Here is a 25,354-nt window from a genome sequence, read left to right on the forward strand (position 1 = left end):
AAAGAGCCGGGGCATTTTTTATGGCAGACCAATTATCTGTGGGAGCGAGCCTGCTCGCGATGGCGGTGGATCAGTCGCTATCAATGTTGAATGTTCAACCGCTATCGCGAGCAGACTCGCTCCCACAATGGATGTGTGTTCGGCAATAAAAAACGCCCCTGACCTTTCGATCAGGGGCGTTTTTATGTCGGAGCGAAAGTTACTTCGCTTTGACACCTTCAAACGTGATGTACAGATCGACCGCGTCGGACTGTGGACCCAGGTCCATCATCTTGCCGAAATCGGAACGCTTGATGCTGGTAGTGCCCTCGAAGCCGGCACGGTAGCCGCCCCACGGATCCTTGCCTTCACCCAGGAAAGTGGCCTTGATCACGACTGGCTTGGTTACGCCAGCAATAGTCAGGTCGCCGGCCACGTCGGCCGTGTCTTTGCCAGCGGCGTTTTTACCGGTGGCTTTAACGCTGGTGGACACGAACGTGGCCTTAGGGAAATCAGCCACTTTCAGGAAGTCTTTGCTGGAGACGTGCTTGTCACGTTCGGCGTTGTTGGTGAAAACGCTGGCGGTGTTCACGTTGAACTCGATCTTGCTGTCTTCAGGCTTGGCAGCGTCGAAGCTGAACTTGCCGTCCATAGTCTTAAAGGTACCGGTGATGAAGCTGTAGCCCAGGTGGCTGATCTTGAAGTTGACGAAGGCGTGCTGGCCTGTGGTGTCTACAACATAGTCAGCCGCCATCACGTTGGCGGACAGCAGAGCAGAACCGATTGCCAGAGCGGCGAGAGTCTTTTTCAACATGCTTTGTTTTCCTTGGGAGTCGAGGTTGAACTTCAGGCTTTGCGACCCAGCATTCGCTTGAGGGTCACATCACGGTCGATAAAGTGGTGCTTCAATGCTGCCAACGCATGGAGTACGGAAAAAATTACCAGCACCCACGCCAGGTAGAGGTGAATCGCACCGGCGTTATCTGCCTGGTCCGGTAGTCCGGAAATCAGGGCAGGCACTTCAAACCAGTCAAACACCGGAATCCCGGCACCTTCTGCGGTGGAAATCAGGTAACCGGCAATCATCACAGCGAACAGACAGAGATACAGAAAGGCATGGCCGAACATGGCACCCAGACGCGTCATGCGGCTGTAGCTGGCCAGGGTTGGCGGCGGCGGGCTGATGAAACGCCACAACACGCGCAATACCATGACCCCCAGCAGGATCAAACCGATGCTCTTGTGCAGATCCGGCCCGTCTTTGCGCCACGGGTCGTAATAGCCGAGGCCGACCATCCACAGTCCGAGGGCGAACAAACCGAATACGGCCAGTGCCACGCCCCAGTGCATGAAGATGCTGACCCAGCCGTAGCGGGAGGTAGAGTTACGTAGCTGCATTGCCTAGATCCCTGTGAGTGCTGGCCCAAGACTATCGAGTTATCTATCGAATTAAAGCGGAAAATTTTGCTTTGAAATATCGAGAAATACGATCAAGAGTCTGAAACAGGTGAGTTAAGGAAAGATTAAAGTCGAAAGTGTCAGGAAAAGTGAATACAAACCGAAGAACACCTGTATCAAATGTTTTATTCGTTTTTTGCTCCCGGCTTTTTCAGGCATAAAAAAACGCGGCATTTGCGCCGCGTTTTTTTGATCCCAAGGCTTACTGCGCCTTGGTATCCGTTGCCAGGGTTGCCGCTGGTTTGACTGCCGGCTTCTTCGCCGGTTCGGCTTTCTTGGCCGGTGCCTTGGCCGGGGCTTTTTTCGCCTCGGTCTTGGCAGCCGGTTTCGCCGGAGCCTTCTTGGCCGGCTCGGCTTTTACCGGGGTTGCTGGCTTCGGTGCTTCGACCGGAGCCGGTGCAACGGCCGGGGCGGGTGCTGGCACAGGAGCAGGTGCTACCGGCTCAGGTGCCTTGACTGGCTCTGGCTTCTTCTCGTCATCCGAGCCGCCGAACAGGTTGCTGAAGAAATTGCCTTTCTTCGCCACCACCGCACCAGCGCCCACCGCAACGGCGGCCGGACCCACTTTCGCCGGTTCGAACGACTTGCCCGCCGCCAGGTCTTCAACCTGACTGGCTGCACGTTGACCGGTACGCAGCGCGCCTTCCAGGGTGCCGGGATACAGGGTATCGGTGTGTTCGCCAGCGAAGGTTACGCGCTGAATCGGGCGTTCCCATAGGCGCCAGAACTTGCTGATCTGGCCCGGGCCGAAGGCCAGGTAGGCGCCGCCAGTCGACGGGTCGGTGCTGTAGCGACGGATTTCATAACCGGTGAACGAGCCACGCGCCTGTGGATAGAACGCGTGCAGACGGATCAACACTTGATCGACCATCTGCTTGTCGCCAAATGCCTGCATCACCCGCGCGTTGTCGCCGGACAGGTTGATCACTACGTTGGCACCACCCTTCAGGGCAGGCTCGATCCACAACATGCCAAGGCCAGTGTTGCTGAAGATCTCGCCGGACATGCGCGCCTTGGGCTCCCATACCGGCGTCTTGAACTTCAGCATGATCTGGTCGCGCCAGCCGTAGTTGGTGCCCTTGATCGCTGCCAGGTGCTGGGCGTCCAGCGCCGGGGTCATCTGGATCTTGTTCAGGGCGCGCAGTGGCACGGCCAGCACCACGTAGTCAGCCTGATAGCTGACGCTGTCGACTTTGACGGTCACGCCGTCCTTGTCCTGAATGATCGAGGAGACCCGGGAATTGGTCTTGATGGTTTTCAGCTGTTTGACCAGGGCCTGGGCCAGCACCGGGCTGCCACCGACCAGGCGTGAAGCACGCAGGTCACGATCGGAAATGCCGCGGTAAACGCGGCTCTGCTGCGCGAAATACAGCAGCGACAAGCGCGAAGGTTCGTCGTAGCGGGTGCGGATCTGCTGGTTGATCAACTGGCGAGCGGTGGCCGGCAGGTTCTGCTTGTCGAGCCAGCTCGACACGTTGATCTGATCCAGCGCGTGCAGCGTGTTGTTGGCGGCCGGGTTCTGCGGGTCGTCGATCGAGCGCGCCAGATCGTCCACGGTCTTGTCGAAGCGCTTGAGCGCCTCGGCGGTGGCCGGCTGTTTGTTCGCCAGATCGGCGGCGGAGAAATACTCGCCATCGATCAGGTAGCCTGGGGTCCGCACGAATTCAGGGGCTGGCGTGGTACTCAGCTTGAAGTTCGATACGTACTTGTTCAGCACCGGTTGGGCCTTGTCGTTGCCGATCCACTCGCTGGTGGCCATGCCGGAACGGCCGCCCAGGCTCGATTTGGCTTCCAGCAGGGTAACTTGCCAGCCCTTGTTCTGCAGCTCGTACGCGGCAGTCAGGCCCGACAGGCCGCCGCCGATCACGATCGCGGTTTTATCCTTGGCCAGCGCAGACACGCTGAACAGCCCCAACATCACCAGCGCACAGGCGCGCAGCCAACCGACAGACATTCAGCGAACTCCGGAATCACACGAGGAAAACAGCAGTTTTTGCGAGCCAGACGGCTCAAGAACCGCGAAGGATACGTCAGCCTTCAGACGCCCGCCAGCAACGTCTATCGGCCTGTACAAAGTAGCTCATTCGACACAATGGGTTGTCCCCGTGGCACGCATTGCATAGGCTTGCGCGATTGTTTGTCCGCGCTGGTCACGGACCGTCTCCAGGAGAATGAAAATGGGCCTGAATAATCAGTGGATGCAACGTGATCTCGCCGTGTTGTGGCATCCCTGCACCCAGATGAAAGATCACGAACAACTGCCGCTGATCCCGATCAAGCGCGGGGAAGGCGTGTGGCTGGAAGACTTCGAAGGCAAGCGCTACCTCGATGCGGTCAGCTCCTGGTGGGTCAATGTGTTCGGCCACGCCAATCCGCGGATCAACCAGCGCATCAAGGACCAGGTCGACCAGCTCGAACATGTGATCCTTGCCGGCTTCAGTCATCAACCGGTGATCGAGTTGTCCGAGCGCCTGGTGAAGATGACGCCGGAAGGCCTGACCCGGTGCTTCTACGCCGATAACGGGTCGTCCTGCATCGAAGTCGCGCTGAAAATGAGCTTTCACTACTGGCTCAATCGCGGTCAGCCGGACAAGAAGCGCTTCGTCACCCTGACCAACAGCTACCACGGCGAAACCATGGCGGCGATGTCGGTGGGCGACGTGCCGCTGTTCACCGAGACCTACAAAGCGCTGTTGATGGACACCATCAAGGTGCCGAGCCCGGACTGCTACCTGCGCCCCGAAGGCATGAGCTGGGAAGAGCACTCGCGCAACATGTTCGCCGCCATGGAGCAGACCCTGGCCGAAAACCACGACACGGTCGCGGCGGTAATCGTCGAGCCGCTGATCCAGGGCGCCGGTGGCATGCGCATGTACCACCCGGTGTACCTCAAACTGCTGCGAGAAGCCTGCGACCGCTACGGCGTGCACCTGATCCACGACGAAATCGCCGTCGGCTTCGGCCGCACCGGGACGATGTTCGCCTGCGAACAGGCCGGCATCCGCCCTGATTTCCTGTGCCTGTCCAAGGCCCTGACCGGCGGCTATCTGCCGCTGGCGGCGTGCATGACCACAGACGAGGTCTACAGCGCCTTCTACGACGACTACCCGACCCTGCGCGCCTTCCTGCACTCCCACAGCTACACCGGCAACCCGCTGGCGTGCGCGGCGGCCCTGGCGACCCTGGATATTTTCGAAGAAGAAAACGTCATCGAGAACAACAAGGCCCTGGCGCAGCGCATGGCTTCCTCCACCGCGCATCTGGTCGACCACCCGAACGTGTCCGAAGTGCGCCAGACCGGCATGGTACTGGCCATCGAGATGGTCAAGGACAAGGCCAGCAAGGAAGCTTATCCATGGCAGGAACGTCGTGGTCTGAAGGTGTTCCAGCACGCCCTGGAGCGCGGTGCTTTACTGCGTCCATTGGGTAGCGTGGTGTATTTCCTGCCGCCGTATGTGATTACCCCGGAGCAGATCGACTTCCTTGCCGAAGTCGCCAGCGAAGGGATCGACATCGCCACCCGTGACAGCGTCAGCGTGGCAGTACCGAAGGACTTCCACCCGGGGTTCCGTGATCCGGGCTGACAGTCACTGATTACCCTGTGGCGAGGGGGCTTGCCCCCGTTGGGTCGCGTAGCGACCCCAAATCCGGCAACCCGGTTTCCCCGGATCAATCGCATCAGCAGAATTTGCGACTGCTTCGCAGCCGAACGGGGCGGTGCGGCGGTCCGACAAGCCCCCTCGCCACAAAAAGCTACTTCGACACATTTACTATGCCGAACATTAGATTCAGTAGAGACCCAGCATGAGACTGTCCCGCTTCTTTATCGACGCCCCCCTGAGCATCGGCGAGCACGAGTTGCCCGAAGCCCAGGCCCATTACATCAGCCGCGTGCTGCGCATGGCCGAGGGCGATGCGTTGCAGTTGTTCGACGGTTCGGGCCAGGAGTTTCGCGCCACACTGGTCGAGGTCGGCAAAAAGCGCGTCGTGGTGCAGATCGATAAAAGCTTCGCCGGTCAGGTCGAATCGTCGCTGCAAATCCATCTCGGCCAGGGCCTGTCCCGGGGCGAACGCATGGACTGGGCGATCCAGAAAGCCACGGAACTGGGCGTCACTGAAATCACCCCGATCTTCACCGACCGCTGCGAAGTCCGGCTCAAGGACGAGCGCGCCGATAAACGCCTGCTGCACTGGCGCCAGGTGGCGATCAGCGCATGCGAACAATGCGGGCGCTCGCGAGTGCCGGTGATTCATCCGCCAATGCTGTTGGCCGACTGGCTCAAACAGACACAAGCCGAGTTGAAACTGGTACTGCACCCGGTGGCCGAACCGTTGGTGAGCCACGCCAAACCTTCAAGTCTGGCATTCCTGATCGGTCCGGAGGGTGGTTTGTCCGACGCCGAAGTCGATCAGGCCAAGGCCAGTGGCTTTCATGCCGCCCGCCTCGGTCCACGGGTGCTGCGCACCGAAACCGCGCCGGTTGTTGCACTGGCGGTGGCCCAGCAACTCTGGGGTGATTTCTAGGCCCCATCGCGAGCCTGCTCGCGATGGCAGCACCCAAGTCTGGCGCTACTGCACCGGATCACTCACCGGTTTGGCAATGATCGCCTTGAGTTCGCTGGTCATCGGGAACTCAAGGTTCAAACCCTTCGGCGGGATCGGCTGCTCGAACCAGCGCTTGTAGATGCCATTGATCTCGCCCGAGCTGTACAGATCCGCCAACGCGCCGTTGACCAGCGCCAGGAACTGCGGATCGTCCTTGCGCACCATGCAGCTGTAGATCTCCCGCGATTGCTCCTCCCCGACCACCACCCACTTGTGCGGGTCATTGGCCTTGGCGCGCTCGCCGTAGAGCAGCGCGTCGTCCATGTAGAACGCCACCGCCCGGCCCGATTGCAGCATCTGGAAGGCTTCGCCGTGGTCCTTGGCGCTGATCACGAACATGTTGATCTTGTGATCGACGTTGTAGCTTTTCAGGAAGCGCTCGTTGGTGGTGCCGGCGGTGGTCACCACGTTCTTGCCGCGCAGGTCGGCGAAGCTCTTGATCCCGCTGTCCTTCGCGGTCAGCAACTGGCCTTTGACGTAGATGAAGCCATAAGAGAACGCCACCTGCTTCTGCCGTTCGGCGGTCACGCCGGTGGAGCCGCACTCCAGGTCCACGGTGCCGTTCTGCACCAGTGGAATGCGGGTCTGCGAGGTCACCAGGTTGTACTTCACCTTCAAGTCTGGCAACGCCAGTTGCTGCTGGATGCGCTCGACGATCTTGCCCGCCAGATCCACCGAGTAACCCATCGGCTTGCCGCTGTGATCACCCACGTAGGAGAACGGCACCGAAGCATCGCGATAGCCCAGGGTGATGCTGTTGGCGCTGGCGATCTTGCTCAGGGTGCCGGTCAGCGGCGCTTCGTTGGCCTGAACCTGACTGCAGAGCAACAGGCCAAGCGTACAAGCGAGCAACGTGATTTTTTGCATTGTTATTCTCCGTTGTGGGTGTTGGTTTATCAGACGCGTGCAGCGATGACGGTGATTTCCACCAGCACCTGCGGTCGGGCCAGTTCGGCCTGCACGGTGGTGCGGCTCGGTGCCTGCCCCGGCGATAGCCAGGCCGACCAGACCTCGTTCATCGCGGCGAAATCCTCGGTGATGTTCTTCAGGTAAATGCTCGCGCTGAGCAGATGATCCTTGTCGCTGCCCGCCTCGGCCAGCAAGGTATCGATTTTCGCCAGCACTTCGCGGGTCTGGCCGCTGGCATCCCGGGCATCGCCCGGCACCTGCCCGGAGAGAAACACCAGGTCGCCAAAGGTCACGGCGCCAGACAGGCGCGGGTTGCTGTGCAGTCGGGTAATGGTCATTGCGGTCTCCTCTTCAGAAATCGGTGTTCAGGCGGCATGGTGGTTGAAACCGCGCAGGTCGATGGAAGGCCGGCGCTCGCCGATCAGCTCGCTGAGCAAGCGCCCGCTGCCGCATGCCAGGGTGAAACCCAGCGCGCCGTGGCCGAGGTTGAGCCACAGGTTGCGATACGCCGTCGCGCCCAGTAACGGCACGCCGCTGGGGGTGGCCGGGCGCATGCCGGCCCACTCGACGGCTTCGTCATAGGCGCCGGCATTTGGAAAGGTGTCATGGGCCTGACGCTTGATCAGCGCCAGGCGCTTGGGGTCCAGCGCAGGGTCGAAGCCGACGATGTCGACCATCGCCGCCACTCGCAATTGCTTGCCGATGCGGGCATAGACGATCTTGCGGTCGTAGTCGGTGATGCTCACATCTGGCGCCCGGTGACCGGCACCGATCGGCACGGTCAGGCTGTAGCCCTTGAGCGGATAAAGCGGCAGTTGCAGCCCGGGAAGCGCCAACAGCGGACTGCGGTGACCGGCAGCGATCACCAGTTGATCGACTGGCAGCACTTGCTCGCCCAGTTCGATGGCGTTGACGCTGCCGTTGCTGTGGCGAATGCCGGTCACCGCTTGCCCGAGACGAAACTCGCAACGGCCGGACGCTTGCAGCCGGGCGGCCAGTTGCTGGCAAAAGCCGTGGCAGTCGCCGACCTCTTCGTCCGGGGTGTAGATCGCCCCGACAAAGGGCGCATCGATCAGCGCCGGTTCCAGTTGCGCGCATTCGGCCGGCGACAACACCTGCTGTTGCTGCGGGTCGGCCAGGCCCTGGCGCGCATGCTCGAAGCTGCTGTTCTGGCGGAAAGTCACCAGTTTGCCATTGCGCCGCCACTGGAATCCCGCCAGTCCATCGTCCTCGCGCCAGGATTTCAATGTGTCCTGGCTGAACAGCGCCAGGCGCAGCAAGTGCGCGGCGTTCTCGCGGTTGACCGAGCGGCGGCAGGCGCCGAGGAACGACGCCATCCAGCGCCACTGGGCCGGGTCGAAGCGCGGGCGCAGCTTCAGCGGTGAATCGCCGCGCAGCATCCAGCCGATGGCTTGCAAAGGCACACCGGCGTCGGCCAGGGGCGCGACATAGCGATAGGACAACTGGCCGCCGTTGGCGAAGCTGGTTTCGCTGCCCAGCGAGTCCCGTGCCTCGACCACCGTCACCTCAAAGCCGTCGCGCACCAGCGCATAGGCCGTTGCCAGGCCAATCACGCCGCCACCGATGATGCACACACGCTGAGCCATGTCCGTCCTTAAAACTGTTGTGAAGACGAGACCAAGGTTAGAGCCAGGTGACAGACGTTGAACAATGCATAAAGATGGCAAACCCATAAACAAAGGTTATGGACTTGCCATGCGCCTTCGCCATATCGAAATTTTCCAGGCCATCCGCCAGACCGGATCGATCAGCGCTGCCGCGCAATTGCTACACGTCTCGCAGCCGGCGGTGAGCAAGGTGTTGCAGCACGCCGAGCAGCAATTGGGTTTTCCGCTGTTCCTGCGGGTACGCGGCAAATTGCAGGCGACGCCGGAAGCGCTGGAGCTGGAGCGCGAAGTGGACAAGGTCAGCGAAAGCCTGCAAGGCGTGCGGCGCCTGGCGCAGAGCCTGCGCCGCGAGCCTGGCCACAGCCTGCGCATCGGTGCCACCCCGGCGCTAGCCCTGTCATTGCTGCCGCCGGCCATTCACGAATGGACCGGGCGTTACCCGGACATCGTTTGCGAACTCTCCAGCGCCCACAGTCGCGAACTGGTGCAGAACCTGTTGATGCGCGAAGTGGATGTCGCCCTGACCCTGCAACGCCCGGATCACCCGGGGCTCAAGGCCCAGGCGCTGGCGTCCGGCGTGCTGGTGGCGCTGGCGCCGAGTGGTTACTGGCCTCAGGAAGAGGTGGGTAAACCGTTGCCGCTGATGGCGCTGGCGGATGCGCCGCTGATCGGATTATCCAGCGCCGATCCACTGGCCGCGCGGCTCGACAGTTACCTGGAAGCGGTCGAACCGCCGCCTCGGGTACGCATCGCCGTGCAAACCTACTCACTGGCACGGGCGATGGTGGAATCTGGCGCGGGCCTGGCGGTGATCGATCCGTTCACCGCCCTTGGCGCCTCTCCCGCCACCACAACGATCCGCCCTCTGGCACCGCCGCTACCCATCACCCTGTACGCAGTGACCCGCGCCGCCGAACCACCGCCCCACACCTTGAACGACCTGTTGCAGGTATTCAGCCGTCGAGCCCGGGAGCAGCTGGATCGCCTGGTCCCGGTACAGCCTTAAAGGACATAAAAGAAAATCGCCACAAAGTGCAGCAAACTCCCGGCGATCACGAACAGATGCCAGATCCCGTGGGCATGGCGCAGTCGATGATCGAGGGCAAAAAAGATAATCCCGGCGGTGTACAGCACCCCGCCCGATGCCAGCCACGCAAACCCGACGCCGCCCAGCGCCGCGAGCAGCGGCTTGACCGCCACCAACACAATCCAGCCCATCACCGCATAAATCACGATCGACAGAATCCGCGCTTCCGAGCGCGGCTTGATTTCCTGCAGGATGCCGATCAGCGCCAGTCCCCAGACAATCCCGAACAAGGTCCAGCCCCACGGCCCGCGCAGGGTCACCAGGCAGAACGGCGTGTAGCTACCGGCGATCAACAGATAGATCGAAAAGTGATCGACCTTCTGCATGATCGCTTTCTTGCGCCCGCGCACGCTGTGGTACACGGTCGATGCGCTATAGAGCACCAGCAAGGTAAAGGCGTAGATCGCCATGCTGACAATCTTCCACGGGCTGCCGTCGAGACTGGCCAGCACAATCAGCCACACCCCGCCGATAAACGCCGCCACGGCCCCGAGCAGATGCGTCCAGGCGTTCAGTCTTTCCCCGTGATACATGTGTTGCTCACCTCGCATTTCATTGTCGCAGAGCGCAAGGCTCAGGCTTGAAGCGTAAAAGCGCAATGTTTCTGTACGACGGGCCCGGCGTAATTGGGCACAATCGAGTCATTCCAAAAAGAGTCCGCCCCATGCTGATCGATGAAGAGTTGACCCTGAAAAAACTCGAGGTGTTCCTGGCCTTCATGCGCACCGGCAACCTGGCGCGGGCCGCTGCCGAGTTGCAGACCAGCAACGTCAGCGTGCATCGGGCGATCCATTCCCTGGAAAGCGCCCTGCGCTGCCCGTTGTTCAAGCACGAAGGCCGCAGCCTGACGCCGCTGGAAAGCGCTTATGTGCTGGAAGAGCGGGCGCAGAAGCTGATTCAGGATGTCGTCGAAAGCGTGCGCCTGACCCGCGAAGCTGCCGGGTTCTCGGCCGAACGTTTCAAACTCGGCTCGCTGTATTCACTGACGGTGAAGACCGTGCCGCAGTTGATCATGGGTTTGAAGATCCGCCGCAGCGAGCTCAACATCGACCTGATTCTGGGCTCCAATATCGACCTGCTCTACAAGCTCAAGAACATGGAAGTCGATGCGGCCCTGGTGTCCCTGGACGAGAGTGTCAACGATCCGGATTGCGAGCATATCCCGCTGTTTTCCGACGACATCTTCCTCGCCACACCCGCTGACTCGAAGTTTGCCCAGCGAACCGAAGTCGACCTGGCCGAGGTCCGCGACGAAACCTTCATCACCCTGACCCAGGGCTTCGCCACCCATCAGGACGGCAAGCGGGTATTCGAGCAGGCAGGGTTCGAGCCGAAGGTGGCGATGCAGGTCAACGACATCTTCACCCTGCTGAGCATGGTCAGTTCGGGCGTGGGTTATGCGTTGCTGCCGGGGCGGATTGCGGCGGTGTACGAGAACCGTGTGAAGCTGATCCCGTTGCAGGAAAAGTACCGCTTGCAGCAGCACATTGGCGTGGTGTTCCTCAAAGCCAAGGAGCGTGATCCGAATCTGCTGGCGTTGCTGGCGGAGTGCCGGATGTATGCCAATCGCCAGGTTTGACGGAGCGCTTGTGGCGAGGGAGCTTGCTCCCGTTCGGGTGCGAAGCGCCCGTAAAATCAGGCCACCGGATTTACCTGACTCATCTCGGTGGTAGATTTCAGGGCTGCTACGCAGCCCAGCGGGAGCAAGCTCCCTCGCCACAAAAAGCGGTCACTGGACTAGCCAACAATCCCGCGAACAATGAAGAACAACAACGAAGGCCCCAACAAGCAGCCAAGCCCGGTGTGGAAGGTCGCGGTCAACGCGCCATATGGCACCAAGCGCCGATCCGTTGCCGCCAAACCGGCGGTCACGCCACTGACCGTCCCGGCCAGGCCGCCGAACACCATCGCCGAGCGCGGATTGTCCAGGCCCATCCAGCGCGCCGCCATCGGCGTGCCGACCATCACCAGAATCGCCTTGATCAGGCCGGTGGCAATCGACAGCGCCACCACATCGGAACTGGCGCCAATGGCCGCGCCGGTCACTGGCCCGACGATGTAGGTCACCGCACCGGCGCCAATGGTGGTCATGCTCACCGCATCACGGTAACCGAAGGCCCAGGCCATGCACGCGCCGACAATAAACGGCAGCACCGTGCCCAACAGCAGCGCGATCACGCCGATCAAGCCGGCCTTTTTCGCTTCCGTGGCCTGCACCTCGAATGCCGTGGCGACGATGGCGAAGTCCCGCAACATGGCGCCGCCCATCAGCCCAATGCCGGAAAACAGCGTCAAGTCCGCCAGGCCTTTTTGCCCGCCGGTCATCGTGCCGCCGACCCAGGCCAGTACCAGGCCGATGACGATGGCAATCGCCGAGCCGTGGATACGCCCGAAGGTCAGGCGTTTGGAGATCACCACTGACACCCACATGATCACGCCGACAAAGGCGAATGCGGTGACCAGACCGTTGTGTTCCAGACCGTTCTTGATGAGATCCCACATATCAGCGACCTCCTGCCGGTGCGCCAACCGGCGTTACATCCACCGGTTCATCGGGCAAGGGTTCGCCTTTGTGGGTCCGGCTGATCAAGGCAATGGTGCAGCCGCAGATCACCACCGAACCGATCGCCGCCAACACCGCCACCGGGCCACCATGCAGCGCCGTGACCACGTTTTGTTGCGCCGCCATCGCCACCACCACCGGGATGTACATCGCGCCCCAGAAGCCGACGCCCAGCTCGCAATCCTTGGTCATGCCGCCACGCTTGTGCATCCACAACCGTGCGCAAATCAGCAGGATCATCGCGATCCCGACACCGCCGACGTTTGACTTCACTCCCAGCAACACACCTAGCATGTCACCCATGATCACCCCTGCCAGCGTACAGATCGCCAACAGCGCCACACCGTAAATAATCATTGTTGTAGTCCTCAAAGTGCATTTCGAATGTTGTTTTTGTTGTTCGAAGCCTTAAGTCCGATGGTCTAGGAGTGACGGTTGCCCTCCTCACGCATCAACGCCTGCAAGGTATCGAGGCGAGCACCGTCGAAGGCAATCACGGTGCCCTGCTCGAACACCCGGCGCGCCAGCCCGGTCAGCACCGCACCGGGCGGCAGTTCGATCTGTAGACGTACGCCACGCTCGTAGGCGCTTTGTACTGTGCCGCGCCAATCGACGATGCGGCACATGTTGAAAGCCAGGTCGTCACGCAAGGCTTCAGGCTTGATCAGCGGACGCGCACGACTGCCGCTCAGGTAACCGATCTTCGGGGTTTGCAGCGGTACCTTGGCGAAGGCTTCGGCCAACCGTTGCGCGGGTGCCTCAAGCAATGGGCAGTGGGACGGCACGCTCACTGCCAGACGCTTGGCCAAGCCAGCTCCGCAACCTTTCGCCAACTCGGCCACCGCTTTCATTGCCGCGTCGCTACCGGCAATCACCACCTGGTTATCGGCGTTGATATTGGCCAGATAAACCGGCATTTGCGCGCTGTGTACCCGGGCCAGTAATCCTTCCACCGTGGCCAGGTCCAGACCGATAATTGCGGTCATGCCGTAGCCCTGTGGATAAGCCTGCTGCATCAACTCACCGCGCAGGCTGACCAGATGCAATGCATCGCTGAAATCCAAGGCGCCAGCCACCACCGCTGCCGGGTAAGCGCCGATCGACAAGCCGGCCACGTAGTCTGGGGTCAAGCCCAACTGGCGTGAAGCGGCGACACCGGCGATCAGCAGGCAAAGCTGAACCGCCCTCGTCGACTGCAACGCCTCCGCAGAATCCAGTTGCGTCACATCTTCACCGAGCAGGTCGCTCGCCTCGTTCAACGTTTCCCGAGGCAAACGCGCCAGCATCCCGGATTGTTGCGCGCCCTGGCCGGGGAACACCAGCAAGCGGCTCACGCGGCTTGCTCCTGCGGGTTCCACGGATCAGTAACCAGAGTGGCTTGGGTGGCATTTTTCAGCAGGACCCGCGACGAAGCACCCGCCCATTCGCGCAAGGCAACGGCGCCCGACGGTGTCTGCAATTGCAGGTCGACGCGGCACACGGCTGCGTCAAGAACGGCCACCAACGCCTGCGCGTCAACTCGACTCAACGGACGTGGTGTACGCAGGATCAGGTCGAGGTCGCTGCCCTCGTGCATAGCGGCAAATCCACTGGCCAACTCGAACCCGGCGCTGCCACTGACACCCCAGATCCCACCACTGTCATCGAGGTGCGAGCGCAGTTGCGCCAAGGCCCGCAGCGCCGGGAAGTCACGCTGGCCTTGAACATGGCAGAGTTCTTCCGGCCGCACCCGTCGCGTAATGGCAGCGACTTCCATCACCGCCGCATATCGCTGTTCGCGCAGCAGCCCGCGCACGCCCACCGCCACCTGCCCCGCCGCGCTCAAGGCACGACGGACCACCACCGGCTGGCCGGCACTGATCGACTCGATCACCCAGGCAGGCGCATCCGCCGGCAACTGCCGCGGGGTCATGCCCCACAGCAGGTCATGGGCCAGTAGCGTACTCACCACTGCGCTCTCAGCAGTTGACGAACCTTACTCGACGCCGCCCGATTGGCCGCTCCCAGGCGACCGCTCAGGTCAGGACCAGCAGCGGCCACATCGCCAATCGCCTGATGCAGGCACTCGGTCACCCGCGCCAGATCCGCCGCGGTCGGCTGCTCGATCTGTTCCACCGACAAGGTTTCCCACAGCAGCCCGAGGCTGGCATAGCTGTCGATGTCATAGGCCATCGGCGGCACGCTGGCAGCCAGGGCTTCGAGCTCTTCGACGCTGCGCAAGGTCACCCGCGCCGCCGACGCCTTGCCCATGGCGTGCACCATCACCCCCGGATCGCGCAGGGCGATCAAACGGTTGGCCTGATAGCCGTGGGCCAGAAACGCCCCGGACATTGCCTTGCCCACCAGCAAGCCGATCACCGCATGACCGGCCAGGCGGGCACGGGCATAACTGTCCGCCGCAGCAGCCAGCGCCTGATGAATGCCGAGGGCTTCTTCGCGTCGACCGTAAGCCTGGCTCGGCACGTCGACGATGGCGATCAGGGTGCGTTTGCGTGCCTTGTTCTGATCGGCGGCGATGACTTCATCCACGGCCTTGGCCAGGCCCCAGCCTTCGAGCAAACCCACCTCGCCGTTGCGGGCACGGACGAAGCGGTTTTCCGGGTCGGCCACCACCGCGATGAAACGCACAGACTGATCGCCCAGCGAACCGTCCGCGACCTTCAGCGAAGCCGGCAAACCCTCGACCGCTTTCGCCCCGGCACTCAAGGCGTTGAACCAGTTCAAGCCTCGCAAGGAATACGAACTCATGGGCGTTCTCCTTGGTACAGATCGCGAACCACGGACGGTTCGATTTGCGGTTCGGCGTCCAGACGCGCCAGGCGTTGCAGGAACAGCTCGGCCTGTTGGCTACGTGGTTGCGTCGGCAAACCTTGCTTGAGCAATTCACCCACCTGTTGGCGGATCTGCGCCACATCGTCATCGACATAACGGTCCACCAGACCACTGGCGAAGCGCTGCTCGCCACCGGTCAGGCTCCAGATGAAGGGCCGGTCGCGGGAGTCGTATTCCTCGAGTCCGGCTTCCTGCTCGATCACCTGCGGGCCGTTCAGGCCCAGTCGCGCCTCCTGGGTCACCAACAGATAGCTGCACAACCCCGCGGCAATCGACATGCCGCCAAAGCAACCGACGCTGCCCGCCACCACCCCGACCACGGGTTGGTACTGCTGCAAATCGACAATCGCCGCGTGGATGTCGGCAATTGCCGCCAGGCCGAGGTTGGCTTCCTGCAAGCGCACGCCGCCGGTTTCCAGCAGCAGCACGGCGCGGGTCGGGATGCCGTTGCGATTGTCCTCAGCGGCCAGTTCCAATGCACCGGCAATTTTTGCTCCGCCGACTTCACCGAGGCTGCCGCCCTGGAATGCCCCTTCAATGGCCGCGATCACCACCGGCAAACCATCGAGATTGCCCTTGGCGATCACCACGCCGTCGTCGGCTTGTGGCACCACGCCCTGGCGCGACAGCCACGGCGACATGATCCGTTGAAAGGGGTCGAGCAGTTCGCGGAAGGTGCCGGCGTCGAGCAGGGCCTTGGCCCGTTGCCGGGCACCGAGTTCGACGAAACTGTGCTTGTTCAGCAGGGATGCGCTGTCAGTCATGGCCGATCTCCTCGAAGCCTTGTTCCAGACGCAGACGCACCACGCCGGGTGTCGCGCCGAAATCGTGGATGTCGATGGCCATCGCCGGCGGCGTCTGACCGTCGAACATCCGTGCGAACAGATGCTGCCAGCGTTGTTCGCTGCCATTGACCGAGGTCTGCACATTGATCGTCAGCTTGCCAGCCTGGCCCGGTTCGATCAGCACTTCCAGATCACCCGAGCCGACACAGCCCACCAGGGTGCGACCGCGTGGCGGCTGCCCGGCGGGGAATTCAAAAGATAAGGTTTCCATCAAAACACTCCCTGGATAAGGCCGTCGCCAGACCCGATACGGTCGATGAACAGGCAGGCTGCGAGCAGGTCGGCAGCGCCGCCGGGCGAGGCATTCAACGCGACGAGTTGTTGGTCCAGCTCATGCAGGCGGCGACGTCCGCCGAGGCTGGCACTGCCGCCCGCATCGAGCACCGCCCGGGCGCCCAGTTGCATGGTGTTCAGGCCTTCTTCACCGGCGCGGTAAAGCACGCAGGTGTCGGCCAGATTGGTCATGATCGCCAGTAGCGCATCGAGCCGGGCGTTCTGCTCGCCATGACCGGCGGCGCGGCTGCGCAGCAGTTGTGGCAGTGCACGTTGGGTCACCGCCGGAAAACCCAGTTGCGCTTCTTCACGAGCGCCGCGAGCGCCGTAGCGTTGGGCGACTTGCGCACCGTGACTGAGCGGACGTGGCGCAAAACGGTCGTCGAGCAGGGCCAACCGCGCAGCACGTAACGCCACGCTATTGGCGCCGCAGGATTGAGGCTCCAGCGCCGCAGCAGTGATCAGCAAGCCCAAGGCCCAGATCGCCCCGCGATGGGTATTCACGCCGCCCGTGGTGTCGAGCATCACTTGCTCGCCTTCGCGACCGATGCGGCCCACGGCTTCGCGCAGGGGCAAGCCGATCTCGCCGAACTCGATAGCGGCTTCCGCCATTTCTTTAAAGGCCGGCCACAAGGACAGCGCCGAAGCGTGCATCAGCCCCAGGTGCAAATCGGTGTGGGCGCCGTTGCCACGACGGTCGACCAGTGCCGGTTTCGGCGACAGATCAGCCTCGTCGATCAGCGCGTCCACCGCCAGGTCCGCCAGCCGTTCGGCCAGGCTCAGGTTTTTTGGTTGCAGGTTAAGTGCGTGCATTACCAGCTCCTGAACTTGGCGGGCGGGTTGTAGAGACCACCGGACCACTCCACCAGATCGGCTACGCTTTTCGCCGCGAGCAGTTCGCGGGTGGCGTCGGTGCGGCGGATGCCGAGATCTTCGGGCAAGGCGATCAGGCCTTCGCGGCGCATGCGCGCGGTGTCTTTGGGGTTGTGGCGCAGGCCGATGGCGGTGACCCCGGCGACGGCGGCGATCATCGCCTGGCGTTCTTCCAGCGAGCGCGCCTTGTACAGGTAGGCGATGCCTTCTTCGGTCAACAGGTGGGTCACGTCGTCGCCGTAGACCATGATCGGCGCCAACGGCATGCCGCTTTTCTTCGCCACATCGACCGCATCGAGGGTTTCAACGAACGTCGGTTTGCCGCCCTCCTGGAAGGTTTCAACCATCTGCACCACGAGTTTCTTGCCGCGTTCGAGCATCGGCTCGGCCACGTCGGTGTTGCGCATGTCGAGCCAGGCCGGCGTGCCGTGGCGACGACCGCGCGGGTCGTGGCCCATGTTCGGTGCCCCGCCGAAACCGGCCAGGCGCCCGCGCGTCACGGTGGAGGAATGCCCGTCGCCATCAACTTGCAGGGTGGCGCCGATGAACAGGTCCACGGCGTATTGCCCGGCCAGCTGGCTGAACATCCGATTGGAACGCAGGGAGCCGTCGCGCCCGGTAAAGAACACATCCGGCCGCGCCGCAATGTAGTTCTCCATCCCCAACTCGGTGCCGAAGCAATGCACGCTTTCGACCCAGCCACTTTCGATGGCGGGAATCAGGGTCGGGTGCGGGTTGAGCGTCCAGTTGCGGCAGATCTTGCCTTTGAGGCCGAGGGACTCGCCGTAGGTCGGCAGGATCAGTTCGATGGCAGCGGTATTGAAACCGATGCCATGGTTGAGCGACTGAACGTTGTGTTTTTCGTAGATCCCACGAATCGCCATCATCGCCATCAGCACGTGCACGGGTTTGATGTGCCGAGGGTCGCGGGTGAACAGCGGTTCGATATAGAACGGCTTGTCAGCCACCACCACGAAGTCGACCCAGGAGGCGGGAATGTCAACGCGCGGCAGGTCGCTGACGTCGTCCACCAACTGGTTGACCTGGACGATGACGATGCCGTCGCTGAAGGCCGCCGGTTCGATCAGCGCCGGGGTGTCTTCAGTGCTCGGCCCGGTGTAGATGTTGCCGGCGCGGTCGGCCATGAACCCGGCCGAAAGCACGACGTTGGGAATCAGGTCCACCACCAGCCGTGCGTAGAGTTCGATGTAGGTGTGGATCGCGCCGACTTCCAGCAGGCCGTCTTCGAGCAACTGGCTGATGCGCAGGCTTTGGGTGCCGGCGAAAGAGAAATCGAGCTTGCGGGCGATGCCGCGTTCGAACAGGTCCAGGTGCTCGGAGCGTCCGACACTGGGCATGATCATGTGCAGGTCATGCAGCTTCGCCGGGTCGGCCTTGGCCAGGGAGCGCGAGAGGAAATCCGCCTGCTTCTGGTTGTTGCCTTCGAGCACCACTCGGTCGCCGGGCAGGATCAGCGCTTCAAGCGCCGCGACGATGTTCTCGGTGGGCAACACCACTCCGTCGGCAAGACCTCGCACCAGCTCGAGGCGCCGCTGCTTTTCGCTGCGCCGCCGCGTCCATCGCGAGTCGGGGGATATTGTTGTTGTCATGACCACTCCACGGGTTCGCTGTCGTGGAGCTACCTTAGGAGTGTTGGGCGTAGCGTATCAATCAAGCAGAGCGGTGGATCGTTACGCTCAGGTTAATGGTTGCCTGGACTGACGCCTTCGCGAGCAGGCTCGCTCCCACAATGGATCTGTGTCGCACACAAAAACCTGTGGGAGCGAGCCTGCTCGCGAAGGGGCCAGTGTAGTCACAGCAAAACCAGAGTCAGTTGATCAACCCGGCATCCACCAACAACGCCTCCAGCGCCAACAGATCCGGCACCTTGGCCACCTGCTCGCCTACCTGTACCGCCGCCTGCTCCAGCGAACACAACGGCACATCCACGTAACTGAGCTGGCTATCGAGCTTGCAGGAGCGCGGAATCCCCTGCACCAGCAGGGCGATGAATTTCAGCTCGGGGCGCCCGCCGAGGGCGTTGAGAATGACGATCCGCGCGCGTTCGCCGATGACGATTTTCTGCGCGCATGCCGACTCGAAACTCAGCAGCGGAATCTGCCGGTCGCGCCACGTCACCAGGCCCAGGTACCACGGCGGTGTATCGAGGTCGAACGTCCCCGGCTGCTGGTAATCGATCAGCTCGGCAACGGCGACGTTGGGCAGGATCAGGTTGCGGTCGACCAACGGCAGCAGCAGGCCGGTGAGGTTACTGGTGCGGTGCTCAAGCATGGGTCTTGCTCCACAAGGCGATGCTTTCGAGCAGCACCGATTCCTGGTACGGCTTGCCCAGGTAATCGTTGACGCCGATGGCCATGGCGCGGTCGCGGTGTTTCTGTCCGGTGCGGGAGGTGATCATGATGATCGGCAGGTGTTGCAGGCGTTCGTCGTTGCGCACCTGGGTCGCGACTTCGAAGCCATCCATGCGCGGCATCTCGATGTCCAGCAGCATCAGGTCGGGCATGTGCTCTTCCAGCAGCAGCATGGCATCGACCCCGTCCTTGGCGGTCAGCACGTTCATGCCGTGGCGTTCGAGCAAGCGGCTGGTGACCTTGCGCACGGTGACCGAGTCGTCGACCACCATCACCAGCAGCGGGCGCTGCGGTTCGGCCTCGATTTCTTGCCCCGCCGGACGCTGGGGTACACGGGCCTGCATGGCGCGGATCGGCGCCAGCAAATCCAGAATCAGCACCACCCGGCCGTCCCCGAGAATCGTCGCCCCGGACACCCCTTGCACCGCCGAAAACTGCGGCCCCAGGCTCTTGACCACGATTTCGCGAGTGCCGGCCATGGCGTCCACCAGCACCGCGATGTGCCGTTCGTTGCACTGCACCAGCAACACCGGTAATGGCAGGCTCTGGCCCAACAGCTTCGGGCGCGGGCTGGTTTTCAGCAGTTCACCCAGGTAGCACAACTCGTAACGTTGGCCGGCGTATTCGTAGGTCGGCCAATCGAATCGGAAATACCCTTCGAGTTCATTGGGCAGGACGCGCACGATGCCGTCGATGGTATTGAGCGGGATCGCGTATTGGTCCTCACCGCACTGCACCATCAACGCCCGGTTGACCGATACGGTAAACGGCAGGCGAATGCGGAAATGCACACCCTGCCCGGGCACCGAGTCGATGCTCATAGTGCCGCCCAGTTGCCGAACCTCTTCGTGCACCACGTCCATGCCGACGCCGCGCCCGGAGATCTGGGTGATTTTTTCGGCGGTGGAAAAACCCGGTTGCAGGATGAACTGCAACACGTCGTGATCACTGATGACGCTGTCCGGGGCGAGCAGGCCGCGCTTGATCGCCTTGCGCCGCACCGCGTCCAGCGGCACACCGGCGCCGTCGTCGCGGATGTCGAAAATGATGTCGCCCCCTTCGCGCAGCAGATCGAGGGTGATCTTGCCCTTGGCCGGTTTCCCCGCCGCCAGCCGCACTTCGACGGACTCCAGGCCATGGTCGACGGCGTTGCGCAGCATGTGTTCCAGCGGCGCGGCCATGCGTTCGAGAACGTTGCGATCCATCTCGCCTTCGGCGTTGTCGACGATGAAATCCACGTCCTTGCCCAGTTCGCTGGACACCTGCCGGACGATGCGCTGCAAACGCGGGAGCATGCGTTCGAACGGCACCATGCGCGTGCGCATCAGGCCTTCTTGCAATTCGGTGTTGATGCGGCCCTGCTGTTGCAGCAGGTTTTCCGTGTCCTGATTGCGTCGCTCGAGGGTTTCCTTGAGGTCGAGCAAGTCAGAGGCCGATTCGAACAGTGCCCGGGACAGTTGCTGCAACTGTGAGTGGCGGTCCATTTCCAGCGGGTCGAATTCCTCGTAGCCCAGGCGTTCGGCGTCGACTTGCTGGCGGCTGAGGATCCGTCCCTGGGTCTCGGTATCGAGGCGGCGCAACTGGTCGCGCATCCGCTCGATGGTGGTCTCCATCTCATTCAGGGCGATGTGTGCATCGTTGACCTGCTGTTCGATCCGGCCACGGAAGATCGAGGTTTCACCGGCCAGGTTGACCAGATCGTCGAGCAACTCCGCCGAGACCTTGACCATGTCTGCGCCGGCATCGGACGGTGGCGCCTGCGGCTCGACCTTGGGCGTGGCCGGCGGCGCAACCGGCGCGGGCGCTTCCGGCACGGCCGGGTGGCTGAAGTTCTTGATCGCATCGATCAAGCGGTCGGCCGGCGGCATCGGCTCACCGGCGCGGGCCGCATCGAGCATCTGCGCCAGGCGGTCATGGCTGCGCTGCAACAGCGTGAACAACGGCTCCGTCGGTTGCAGCACGCCGGTGGACAGGCCCTCGTAGAGGAACTCCAGCTCATGGGCCAGATCGCCAATCGCGGCGATTTCCACCATGCGCGCGCCACCCTTGAGGGTGTGCAGGTCGCGCAGCAGGGTTTCCACTTCCTGGCGACTCGAAGGCTGGGCCTGCCAGCGCTCCAGCGCCGCCCCGGAGCTTTCGATGATGTCGAAACCTTCCTCGAGGAAGATCTCCAGCAATTCCGGATCGTGCGCAGCCGAATCGTTGTCGGTCGCCTGCCGGGCGGACTCGGCAATACCCGCATGACCTTGACGGTAGGCACGAATGGCTTCGATCAGCTCACGGGAATCGTCCAGCGGTTGGTTGAGCTGCAACTGTTCGAGGTACAACGCCAGTCGCTCATGGCTCTGTTCGAGCAGCACCGCCAGTGAATCGCTGAAGGCATAACGACGGTCCACCAGGCCTTGGTAAAGGCTTGCCAGTTCATGGGCCAGATCGCCGACCGGCCCGATCTCGGCCATGCGCGCGCCACCTTCGAGAGTGTGTAAATCCCGTTGCAGGGACGACAGCGGTGCGGCGTTGTCCGAGTCGTGCAACCAGCGCTGCAAGGCCTGACCGGCGCTTTCGAGGATGTCCACCGCTTCTTCAAGGAAGATCGCAACAATCTCGTCGTCCAGTTCGACCGCGCGGTCCTCTGTAGGAGCGAGCTCGCTCGCGATGGGCTCACCGGCGCCGCGTTTATCCAATGACAACGCGTCATCGTTAACGTCCATCGCGAGCGTGCTCGCTCCTACAGGGGGTAGCGTGCGCTCAAGCTCCGCGGTGGCGTTGCCCAATTCACGGATGCTCAGGCTCCGGCTGCCGTCGCTACGGATCAGGCCCATGGCCGACGGGTCAAGGCTCTCGTCGAGCAGTTCGCGCAAGGCCCTGATCCGTTGCGGCTGCGGGCTGACTTCCTGGCCGGCAGCCAGTTCGTCGAGCATGTTGATCAGCGCTTCGTGGGCACCCTGTGCCTCATGGAAAAACCGCTCGCTGACCGCCAGGCTGCTTTCCTCCACGGCACCGTAGAGATCGAGCAACGCTTCGCACAGCTCATCCACCGGGTGCAGATCGGCCAGATGGGCGCCTTCGCCGAGGGTGGTCAATTCGTCCAGCAGCGCGCTGAGCTCCTGACGTTCGCCGGGGTGTTGCTGCCAACGCTGCAACAGGCTTTCGGCGTCCAGCAGGATGTCCATACCCTGGGCGAGGAAGTTGTTGATCAGTTGCGGATCGCGCTTGATCCGCAGCCCGGTGTTCGGCGTGAGGTTTTCCAGTCGCTCGGCCAGCAACGCCTTGGCTCGCTCGGTCAAACCCTGGGCGCCGGGAATTTCCGCCAGCGGATCGCGTTTGAGCTGGCGTAAGCCGAGGCGGAACAGTCCTTCTGCTTCGAGCAGCAATTCGACTTCATCCAGATCCAGCGCGATCAGGTGTGCCTTGTATTCCCGGGCCAGTTGATCGAGCGGTGCGGCCAGTTCGGCAATCGGCGACACGCCGGCCATGGAGGCACTGCCCTTGAGGGTGTGCAAGGCGCGCTGCAATTCGTCGCTGGCCTGCAACGGCACATGTTCGGCGGCCTGATCAAGGAAGCGATTGAGGCTGCCCAAGTGGGTTTCGGCCTCTTTGCGGAAGATCTCCAGCAACAGCGGATCGAGGGCCGCGACATCTTGCGTATCCTCATCGGACACCGGTTCATCGCCCTTGGCCAGGGCATGGGCGCGGGCGGCCAACTGATCGACATCGCTGCGCTGGCGCTGGGCATTGGCGGCGTATTCGGCCACCAGCTCCGGCAGCAGGTGCAGCACATCGCCGATCAGTTGCTGCACCGTAGCGCCCGGCTCCACGCTGTTTTCCAGTACGCGGTTGAGCAGGTTTTCCACGGCCCAGGCCAGCTCGCCCAACACCAGGGCGCGCACCATCCGGCCACTGCCCTTGAGGGTATGAAAGGCGCGGCGCAACTCACTCAGGGCCGAGCGGTTGTCAGGGTTGACCGACCAGCGCGGCAAGTACTCGCGCAGGATTTCCAGGACTTCGTCGGTTTCTTCGAGGAACACTTCGCGCAGCTCCTCGTCCACCGGCTCTTCGCCTGCGGGCGGCGGCAGCAGGCTGCCCGGGGTGTTCAGCGCGGGCGGGTTCAGAGTCGAAACCGGGCTGGCGAGCACATCGGCCAGGGTCTGGACGATCTGTGGATCATCCAGCTCCTGCATCATCTGCATGACCTGCGCTTCGGTCGGGTTGAGCACATCATCAAGCACTGGCACATGTTGCTCACTGGGAAAAAATCCGAGGCTCGCCAGGCTTTTTTCCGCGGCATCGAGCAGGTTTTCACCCTGCGTTTGCGGGTCATCACTGAGGCGCTCGAGGTAGTACTCGATGCTGGTGATCACGTCGGCCAGGCTGTCCAGTTCCTGCCAGCCCGGCTGACCCGGCTCGAGCAACAGGTGCTCGCGGATAAAGTGATTGCAGGTTTCCACCAGGCTCGCCACCCGACTCAGCGGAATCATCGCCAGCGCGCCGCGCACCTGGGTCAGCAAGGCCGGCAGCGCCTGCAAATGCTGGCGGTCCCAATCGGCGTCGATGTAGTCGACGATCATGTCCTTGGCCTGCAGCAAACAGATGCGGGCCTCCTTGATCACGATCTGATGGATCTGCGTCAGGTCGGTGGTCGGCAGGCGGTTGTCGTCCTGGCTCTCCGGCTCCACGGTACCGACCATGCCGGCCAGCGTCGCTTCGACGTACAACAGGGCCCCGGCAACGTCCATGAGGATCGCATCGTTGGGTTCGCGCTGGCCCTGAGCGAGGCTGAGCACCACCGCCAATTGATCGATGATCACCTTGCGCGGCTGACCGAAGCCCAGCACCGCCAGGGTGTCGGCGATTTGCCGCAGCGGCGCCAGCAGGCTGTCGAGGTCGGAGGTGTGCTGGCGGTCACTGCGCACGAACAGGTCCAGGCGCTCCTTGACCCGCACCAGCTCTTCGCACAGCGCAGCCAGCACCGAGCGCATGGCGTCACGGTCGGGACCGGCCAGCCGCGCGCGTTCTTCATCGACCATCGCACTGTCGGGCAGCGCGTCGTCCAGTGAGTAGCGTTCTTTCATGGTCAGCATCTGCCCGGTGGGATGTTCGGCCTTGGCAATGTAGAACAGCAAACTCTTGAGCAGCTCCGGCGGGGCCGGTTGATTGATGCCGGGCATGCCTTGTTCGAGCAGGCGCTTGAGTTCCTTGTCGGCATCCTTGAACAGGCTGCGCAAGGCCGGGCTGTTGGCGATCGCACCGCCCTGCATGCCTTCGACCAGCGCCGATGCCACCTGCCATAACGGGCTCAGGGGAGCATTGGCGCACAGTGCTTCGAGGTGGGTGAAGACCTTGGCCAGGTAATCGAGGTTGGTGTCGTTGTCCTGTTCACGCAGGAATCCGACCAACGCCATTTGCAGCATCTGCCGCAGCTTGCGCAGCACACCGGGCAATTCGGCCGGCTCCAGCTGCGCCAGCGTTTCTGCGTTCAGCGCCGGCAACTCGGGCAATTGCGGGCTGAACAGGCTGGTTTCCGACAGCAGGCTCTCGCCACGGGCGCTGCGCAGATCGTTGATCAGTGGCAACACCACCAATGGCAAGTCGCGACGCGCGCCTTGCACCCGGTCGAGGTAGATCGGCAGTTGCCCAAGGGCCTGCATCAACAGGTGCAACGCCTCGTCGCGATGGCCAACACGGTTGCCCTGCAAGGCCATGGCAAGTTGTTCCATTTCTTCGGCGAGTAACGCCGCGCCGTAGAACTCGACCATCTGCAAACTGCCATGGACCTGATGGATGCATGCCAGGCAATCATCCAGCGCTTGCGTCGCCTGCGGGTCATCGAGCAGGTTTTCAATCGCGTGATGAGCCTGCTTCAGCGTTTCGGCAATCTCGCCCTTGACCCACTCGAGGGCCACATAGTCGTGCCGATCACCCATAACCAC

Annotated in this window: 22 protein-coding genes; 4 read left to right on the top strand and 18 right to left on the bottom strand. The window is 62.5% G+C overall.

The window, feature by feature from the left end:
* Nucleotides 1–199 precede the first annotated feature (199 nt).
* The 3 genes from AC3ITY_RS30690 to AC3ITY_RS30700 all read right to left on the bottom strand — a co-directional run bounded on the left by AC3ITY_RS30690 (nucleotide 200) and on the right by AC3ITY_RS30700 (nucleotide 3,391).
* A complete protein-coding gene (locus AC3ITY_RS30690; RefSeq protein WP_477777242.1) occupies nucleotides 200–793 on the bottom strand; it encodes a YceI family protein in 594 nt (197 codons plus the stop codon).
* A 32-nt stretch (nucleotides 794–825) separates the two neighbouring features.
* Nucleotides 826–1,377 carry a cytochrome b gene (locus tag AC3ITY_RS30695; RefSeq protein ID WP_489306624.1) on the bottom strand — a complete coding sequence of 184 codons (552 nt, stop codon included), beginning with the start codon at nucleotides 1,375–1,377 and terminating at the stop codon, nucleotides 826–828.
* A gap of 262 nt (nucleotides 1,378–1,639) precedes the next feature.
* Nucleotides 1,640–3,391, bottom strand: coding sequence for a flavin monoamine oxidase family protein (locus AC3ITY_RS30700; protein WP_489306626.1), 1,752 nt, complete (start codon nucleotides 3,389–3,391; stop codon nucleotides 1,640–1,642).
* Between the two features lie 223 nt (nucleotides 3,392–3,614).
* On the opposite strand from AC3ITY_RS30700, the gene AC3ITY_RS30705 reads away from it, so the two are divergent.
* Together AC3ITY_RS30705 and AC3ITY_RS30710 are read left to right on the top strand one after the other, a co-directional pair.
* Nucleotides 3,615–5,021 carry an adenosylmethionine--8-amino-7-oxononanoate transaminase gene (locus AC3ITY_RS30705; protein ID WP_489306628.1) on the top strand — a complete coding sequence of 469 codons (1,407 nt, stop codon included), beginning with the start codon at nucleotides 3,615–3,617 and terminating at the stop codon, nucleotides 5,019–5,021.
* A 220-nt stretch (nucleotides 5,022–5,241) separates the two neighbouring features.
* Nucleotides 5,242–5,961 carry a 16S rRNA (uracil(1498)-N(3))-methyltransferase gene (locus AC3ITY_RS30710; RefSeq protein WP_489306629.1) on the top strand — a complete coding sequence of 240 codons (720 nt, stop codon included), beginning with the start codon at nucleotides 5,242–5,244 and terminating at the stop codon, nucleotides 5,959–5,961.
* 45 nt (nucleotides 5,962–6,006) lie between these two features.
* Here the strand turns inward: AC3ITY_RS30710 and AC3ITY_RS30715 are convergent, their stop codons facing one another.
* Genes AC3ITY_RS30715 through AC3ITY_RS30725 form a run of 3 tightly spaced genes read right to left on the bottom strand, consistent with a single transcriptional unit; the run spans nucleotide 6,007 to nucleotide 8,558 of the window.
* Nucleotides 6,007–6,909 carry a transporter substrate-binding domain-containing protein gene (locus AC3ITY_RS30715; protein ID WP_489306630.1) on the bottom strand — a complete coding sequence of 301 codons (903 nt, stop codon included), beginning with the start codon at nucleotides 6,907–6,909 and terminating at the stop codon, nucleotides 6,007–6,009.
* 29 nt (nucleotides 6,910–6,938) lie between these two features.
* A complete protein-coding gene (locus tag AC3ITY_RS30720; RefSeq protein WP_489306631.1) occupies nucleotides 6,939–7,289 on the bottom strand; it encodes a RidA family protein in 351 nt (116 codons plus the stop codon).
* Nucleotides 7,290–7,316: 27 nt separating this feature from the next.
* Complete coding sequence (locus AC3ITY_RS30725) at nucleotides 7,317–8,558, bottom strand: D-amino acid dehydrogenase (RefSeq protein ID WP_489306632.1); 1,242 nt, start codon at nucleotides 8,556–8,558, stop codon at nucleotides 7,317–7,319.
* A gap of 109 nt (nucleotides 8,559–8,667) precedes the next feature.
* Between AC3ITY_RS30725 and AC3ITY_RS30730 the strand changes: the two genes are divergently transcribed.
* Nucleotides 8,668–9,585, top strand: coding sequence for a LysR family transcriptional regulator (locus tag AC3ITY_RS30730; RefSeq protein WP_429521783.1), 918 nt, complete (start codon nucleotides 8,668–8,670; stop codon nucleotides 9,583–9,585).
* On the opposite strand, the gene trhA is transcribed toward AC3ITY_RS30730, so the two are convergent.
* Nucleotides 9,582–10,199: a PAQR family membrane homeostasis protein TrhA gene (trhA, locus tag AC3ITY_RS30735; RefSeq protein WP_489306633.1), complete on the bottom strand. Its 618-nt coding sequence runs from the start codon at nucleotides 10,197–10,199 to the stop codon at nucleotides 9,582–9,584. The genes AC3ITY_RS30730 and trhA overlap by 4 nt on opposite strands.
* Before the next feature lie 131 nt (nucleotides 10,200–10,330).
* On the opposite strand from trhA, the gene AC3ITY_RS30740 reads away from it, so the two are divergent.
* Nucleotides 10,331–11,245 (top strand): LysR family transcriptional regulator, encoded by a 915-nt coding sequence (locus tag AC3ITY_RS30740; RefSeq protein ID WP_489306635.1) that lies wholly within the window; start codon nucleotides 10,331–10,333, stop codon nucleotides 11,243–11,245.
* A gap of 158 nt (nucleotides 11,246–11,403) precedes the next feature.
* Here AC3ITY_RS30740 and madM read toward each other — a convergent pair whose 3' ends face one another.
* The 11 genes from madM to AC3ITY_RS30795 form a co-directional block, all read right to left on the bottom strand.
* Nucleotides 11,404–12,168 (bottom strand): malonate transporter subunit MadM, encoded by a 765-nt coding sequence (gene madM, locus AC3ITY_RS30745; RefSeq protein WP_103396750.1) that lies wholly within the window; start codon nucleotides 12,166–12,168, stop codon nucleotides 11,404–11,406.
* Nucleotide 12,169: 1 nt separating this feature from the next.
* Nucleotides 12,170–12,586: a malonate transporter subunit MadL gene (madL, locus tag AC3ITY_RS30750; RefSeq protein ID WP_160386103.1), complete on the bottom strand. Its 417-nt coding sequence runs from the start codon at nucleotides 12,584–12,586 to the stop codon at nucleotides 12,170–12,172.
* A gap of 65 nt (nucleotides 12,587–12,651) precedes the next feature.
* A complete protein-coding gene (gene mdcH, locus AC3ITY_RS30755) occupies nucleotides 12,652–13,563 on the bottom strand; it encodes a malonate decarboxylase subunit epsilon (RefSeq protein ID WP_489306637.1) in 912 nt (303 codons plus the stop codon).
* Complete coding sequence (locus tag AC3ITY_RS30760) at nucleotides 13,560–14,180, bottom strand: malonate decarboxylase holo-ACP synthase (RefSeq protein WP_489306638.1); 621 nt, start codon at nucleotides 14,178–14,180, stop codon at nucleotides 13,560–13,562. Before AC3ITY_RS30760 ends, mdcH begins: the two co-directional genes overlap by 4 nt.
* Entirely contained in the window at nucleotides 14,174–14,977 is an 804-nt protein-coding gene (gene mdcE, locus AC3ITY_RS30765) for a biotin-independent malonate decarboxylase subunit gamma (protein WP_489306639.1), read from the bottom strand. The genes AC3ITY_RS30760 and mdcE overlap by 7 nt, the downstream gene beginning before the upstream one ends.
* A complete protein-coding gene (locus AC3ITY_RS30770; RefSeq protein WP_489306640.1) occupies nucleotides 14,974–15,825 on the bottom strand; it encodes a biotin-independent malonate decarboxylase subunit beta in 852 nt (283 codons plus the stop codon). The genes mdcE and AC3ITY_RS30770 overlap by 4 nt, the downstream gene beginning before the upstream one ends.
* Nucleotides 15,818–16,117, bottom strand: a complete 300-nt coding sequence (locus AC3ITY_RS30775; protein ID WP_008001147.1) for a malonate decarboxylase subunit delta — start codon at nucleotides 16,115–16,117, stop codon at nucleotides 15,818–15,820. Before AC3ITY_RS30775 ends, AC3ITY_RS30770 begins: the two co-directional genes overlap by 8 nt.
* Nucleotides 16,117–16,992 carry a triphosphoribosyl-dephospho-CoA synthase gene (locus AC3ITY_RS30780; RefSeq protein ID WP_489306641.1) on the bottom strand — a complete coding sequence of 292 codons (876 nt, stop codon included), beginning with the start codon at nucleotides 16,990–16,992 and terminating at the stop codon, nucleotides 16,117–16,119. Before AC3ITY_RS30780 ends, AC3ITY_RS30775 begins: the two co-directional genes overlap by 1 nt.
* Nucleotides 16,992–18,662 (bottom strand): malonate decarboxylase subunit alpha, encoded by a 1,671-nt coding sequence (gene mdcA, locus AC3ITY_RS30785; RefSeq protein WP_489306642.1) that lies wholly within the window; start codon nucleotides 18,660–18,662, stop codon nucleotides 16,992–16,994. Before mdcA ends, AC3ITY_RS30780 begins: the two co-directional genes overlap by 1 nt.
* 220 nt (nucleotides 18,663–18,882) lie before the next feature.
* Nucleotides 18,883–19,344, bottom strand: a complete 462-nt coding sequence (locus AC3ITY_RS30790) for a chemotaxis protein CheW (protein ID WP_489306643.1) — start codon at nucleotides 19,342–19,344, stop codon at nucleotides 18,883–18,885.
* Nucleotides 19,337–25,348, bottom strand: a complete 6,012-nt coding sequence (locus AC3ITY_RS30795) for an Hpt domain-containing protein (protein ID WP_489306644.1) — start codon at nucleotides 25,346–25,348, stop codon at nucleotides 19,337–19,339. The genes AC3ITY_RS30790 and AC3ITY_RS30795 overlap by 8 nt, the downstream gene beginning before the upstream one ends.
* Between the last annotated feature and the right edge of the window lie 6 nt (nucleotides 25,349–25,354).

The sequence above is a fragment of the Pseudomonas sp. GL_091 genome, assembly GCF_057837725.1.

Coding starts and splice junctions, on each gene's coding strand:
- AC3ITY_RS30715 (WP_489306630.1), bottom strand. CDS start 6,909: ATGCAAAAAATCACGTTGCTCGCTTGTACGCTTGGCCTGTTGCTCTGC.
- mdcA (WP_489306642.1), bottom strand. CDS start 18,662: ATGACAACAACAATATCCCCCGACTCGCGATGGACGCGGCGGCGCAGC.
- AC3ITY_RS30740 (WP_489306635.1), top strand. CDS start 10,331: ATGCTGATCGATGAAGAGTTGACCCTGAAAAAACTCGAGGTGTTCCTG.
- mdcE (WP_489306639.1), bottom strand. CDS start 14,977: ATGAGTTCGTATTCCTTGCGAGGCTTGAACTGGTTCAACGCCTTGAGT.
- AC3ITY_RS30770 (WP_489306640.1), bottom strand. CDS start 15,825: ATGACTGACAGCGCATCCCTGCTGAACAAGCACAGTTTCGTCGAACTC.
- AC3ITY_RS30790 (WP_489306643.1), bottom strand. CDS start 19,344: ATGCTTGAGCACCGCACCAGTAACCTCACCGGCCTGCTGCTGCCGTTG.
- AC3ITY_RS30690 (WP_477777242.1), bottom strand. CDS start 793: ATGTTGAAAAAGACTCTCGCCGCTCTGGCAATCGGTTCTGCTCTGCTG.
- AC3ITY_RS30710 (WP_489306629.1), top strand. CDS start 5,242: ATGAGACTGTCCCGCTTCTTTATCGACGCCCCCCTGAGCATCGGCGAG.
- AC3ITY_RS30705 (WP_489306628.1), top strand. CDS start 3,615: ATGGGCCTGAATAATCAGTGGATGCAACGTGATCTCGCCGTGTTGTGG.
- trhA (WP_489306633.1), bottom strand. CDS start 10,199: ATGTATCACGGGGAAAGACTGAACGCCTGGACGCATCTGCTCGGGGCC.
- AC3ITY_RS30720 (WP_489306631.1), bottom strand. CDS start 7,289: ATGACCATTACCCGACTGCACAGCAACCCGCGCCTGTCTGGCGCCGTG.
- AC3ITY_RS30700 (WP_489306626.1), bottom strand. CDS start 3,391: ATGTCTGTCGGTTGGCTGCGCGCCTGTGCGCTGGTGATGTTGGGGCTG.
- AC3ITY_RS30695 (WP_489306624.1), bottom strand. CDS start 1,377: ATGCAGCTACGTAACTCTACCTCCCGCTACGGCTGGGTCAGCATCTTC.
- AC3ITY_RS30780 (WP_489306641.1), bottom strand. CDS start 16,992: ATGCACGCACTTAACCTGCAACCAAAAAACCTGAGCCTGGCCGAACGG.
- madL (WP_160386103.1), bottom strand. CDS start 12,586: ATGATTATTTACGGTGTGGCGCTGTTGGCGATCTGTACGCTGGCAGGG.
- madM (WP_103396750.1), bottom strand. CDS start 12,168: ATGTGGGATCTCATCAAGAACGGTCTGGAACACAACGGTCTGGTCACC.
- AC3ITY_RS30730 (WP_429521783.1), top strand. CDS start 8,668: ATGCGCCTTCGCCATATCGAAATTTTCCAGGCCATCCGCCAGACCGGA.
- AC3ITY_RS30775 (WP_008001147.1), bottom strand. CDS start 16,117: ATGGAAACCTTATCTTTTGAATTCCCCGCCGGGCAGCCGCCACGCGGT.
- AC3ITY_RS30725 (WP_489306632.1), bottom strand. CDS start 8,558: ATGGCTCAGCGTGTGTGCATCATCGGTGGCGGCGTGATTGGCCTGGCA.
- AC3ITY_RS30795 (WP_489306644.1), bottom strand. CDS start 25,348: ATGGGTGATCGGCACGACTATGTGGCCCTCGAGTGGGTCAAGGGCGAG.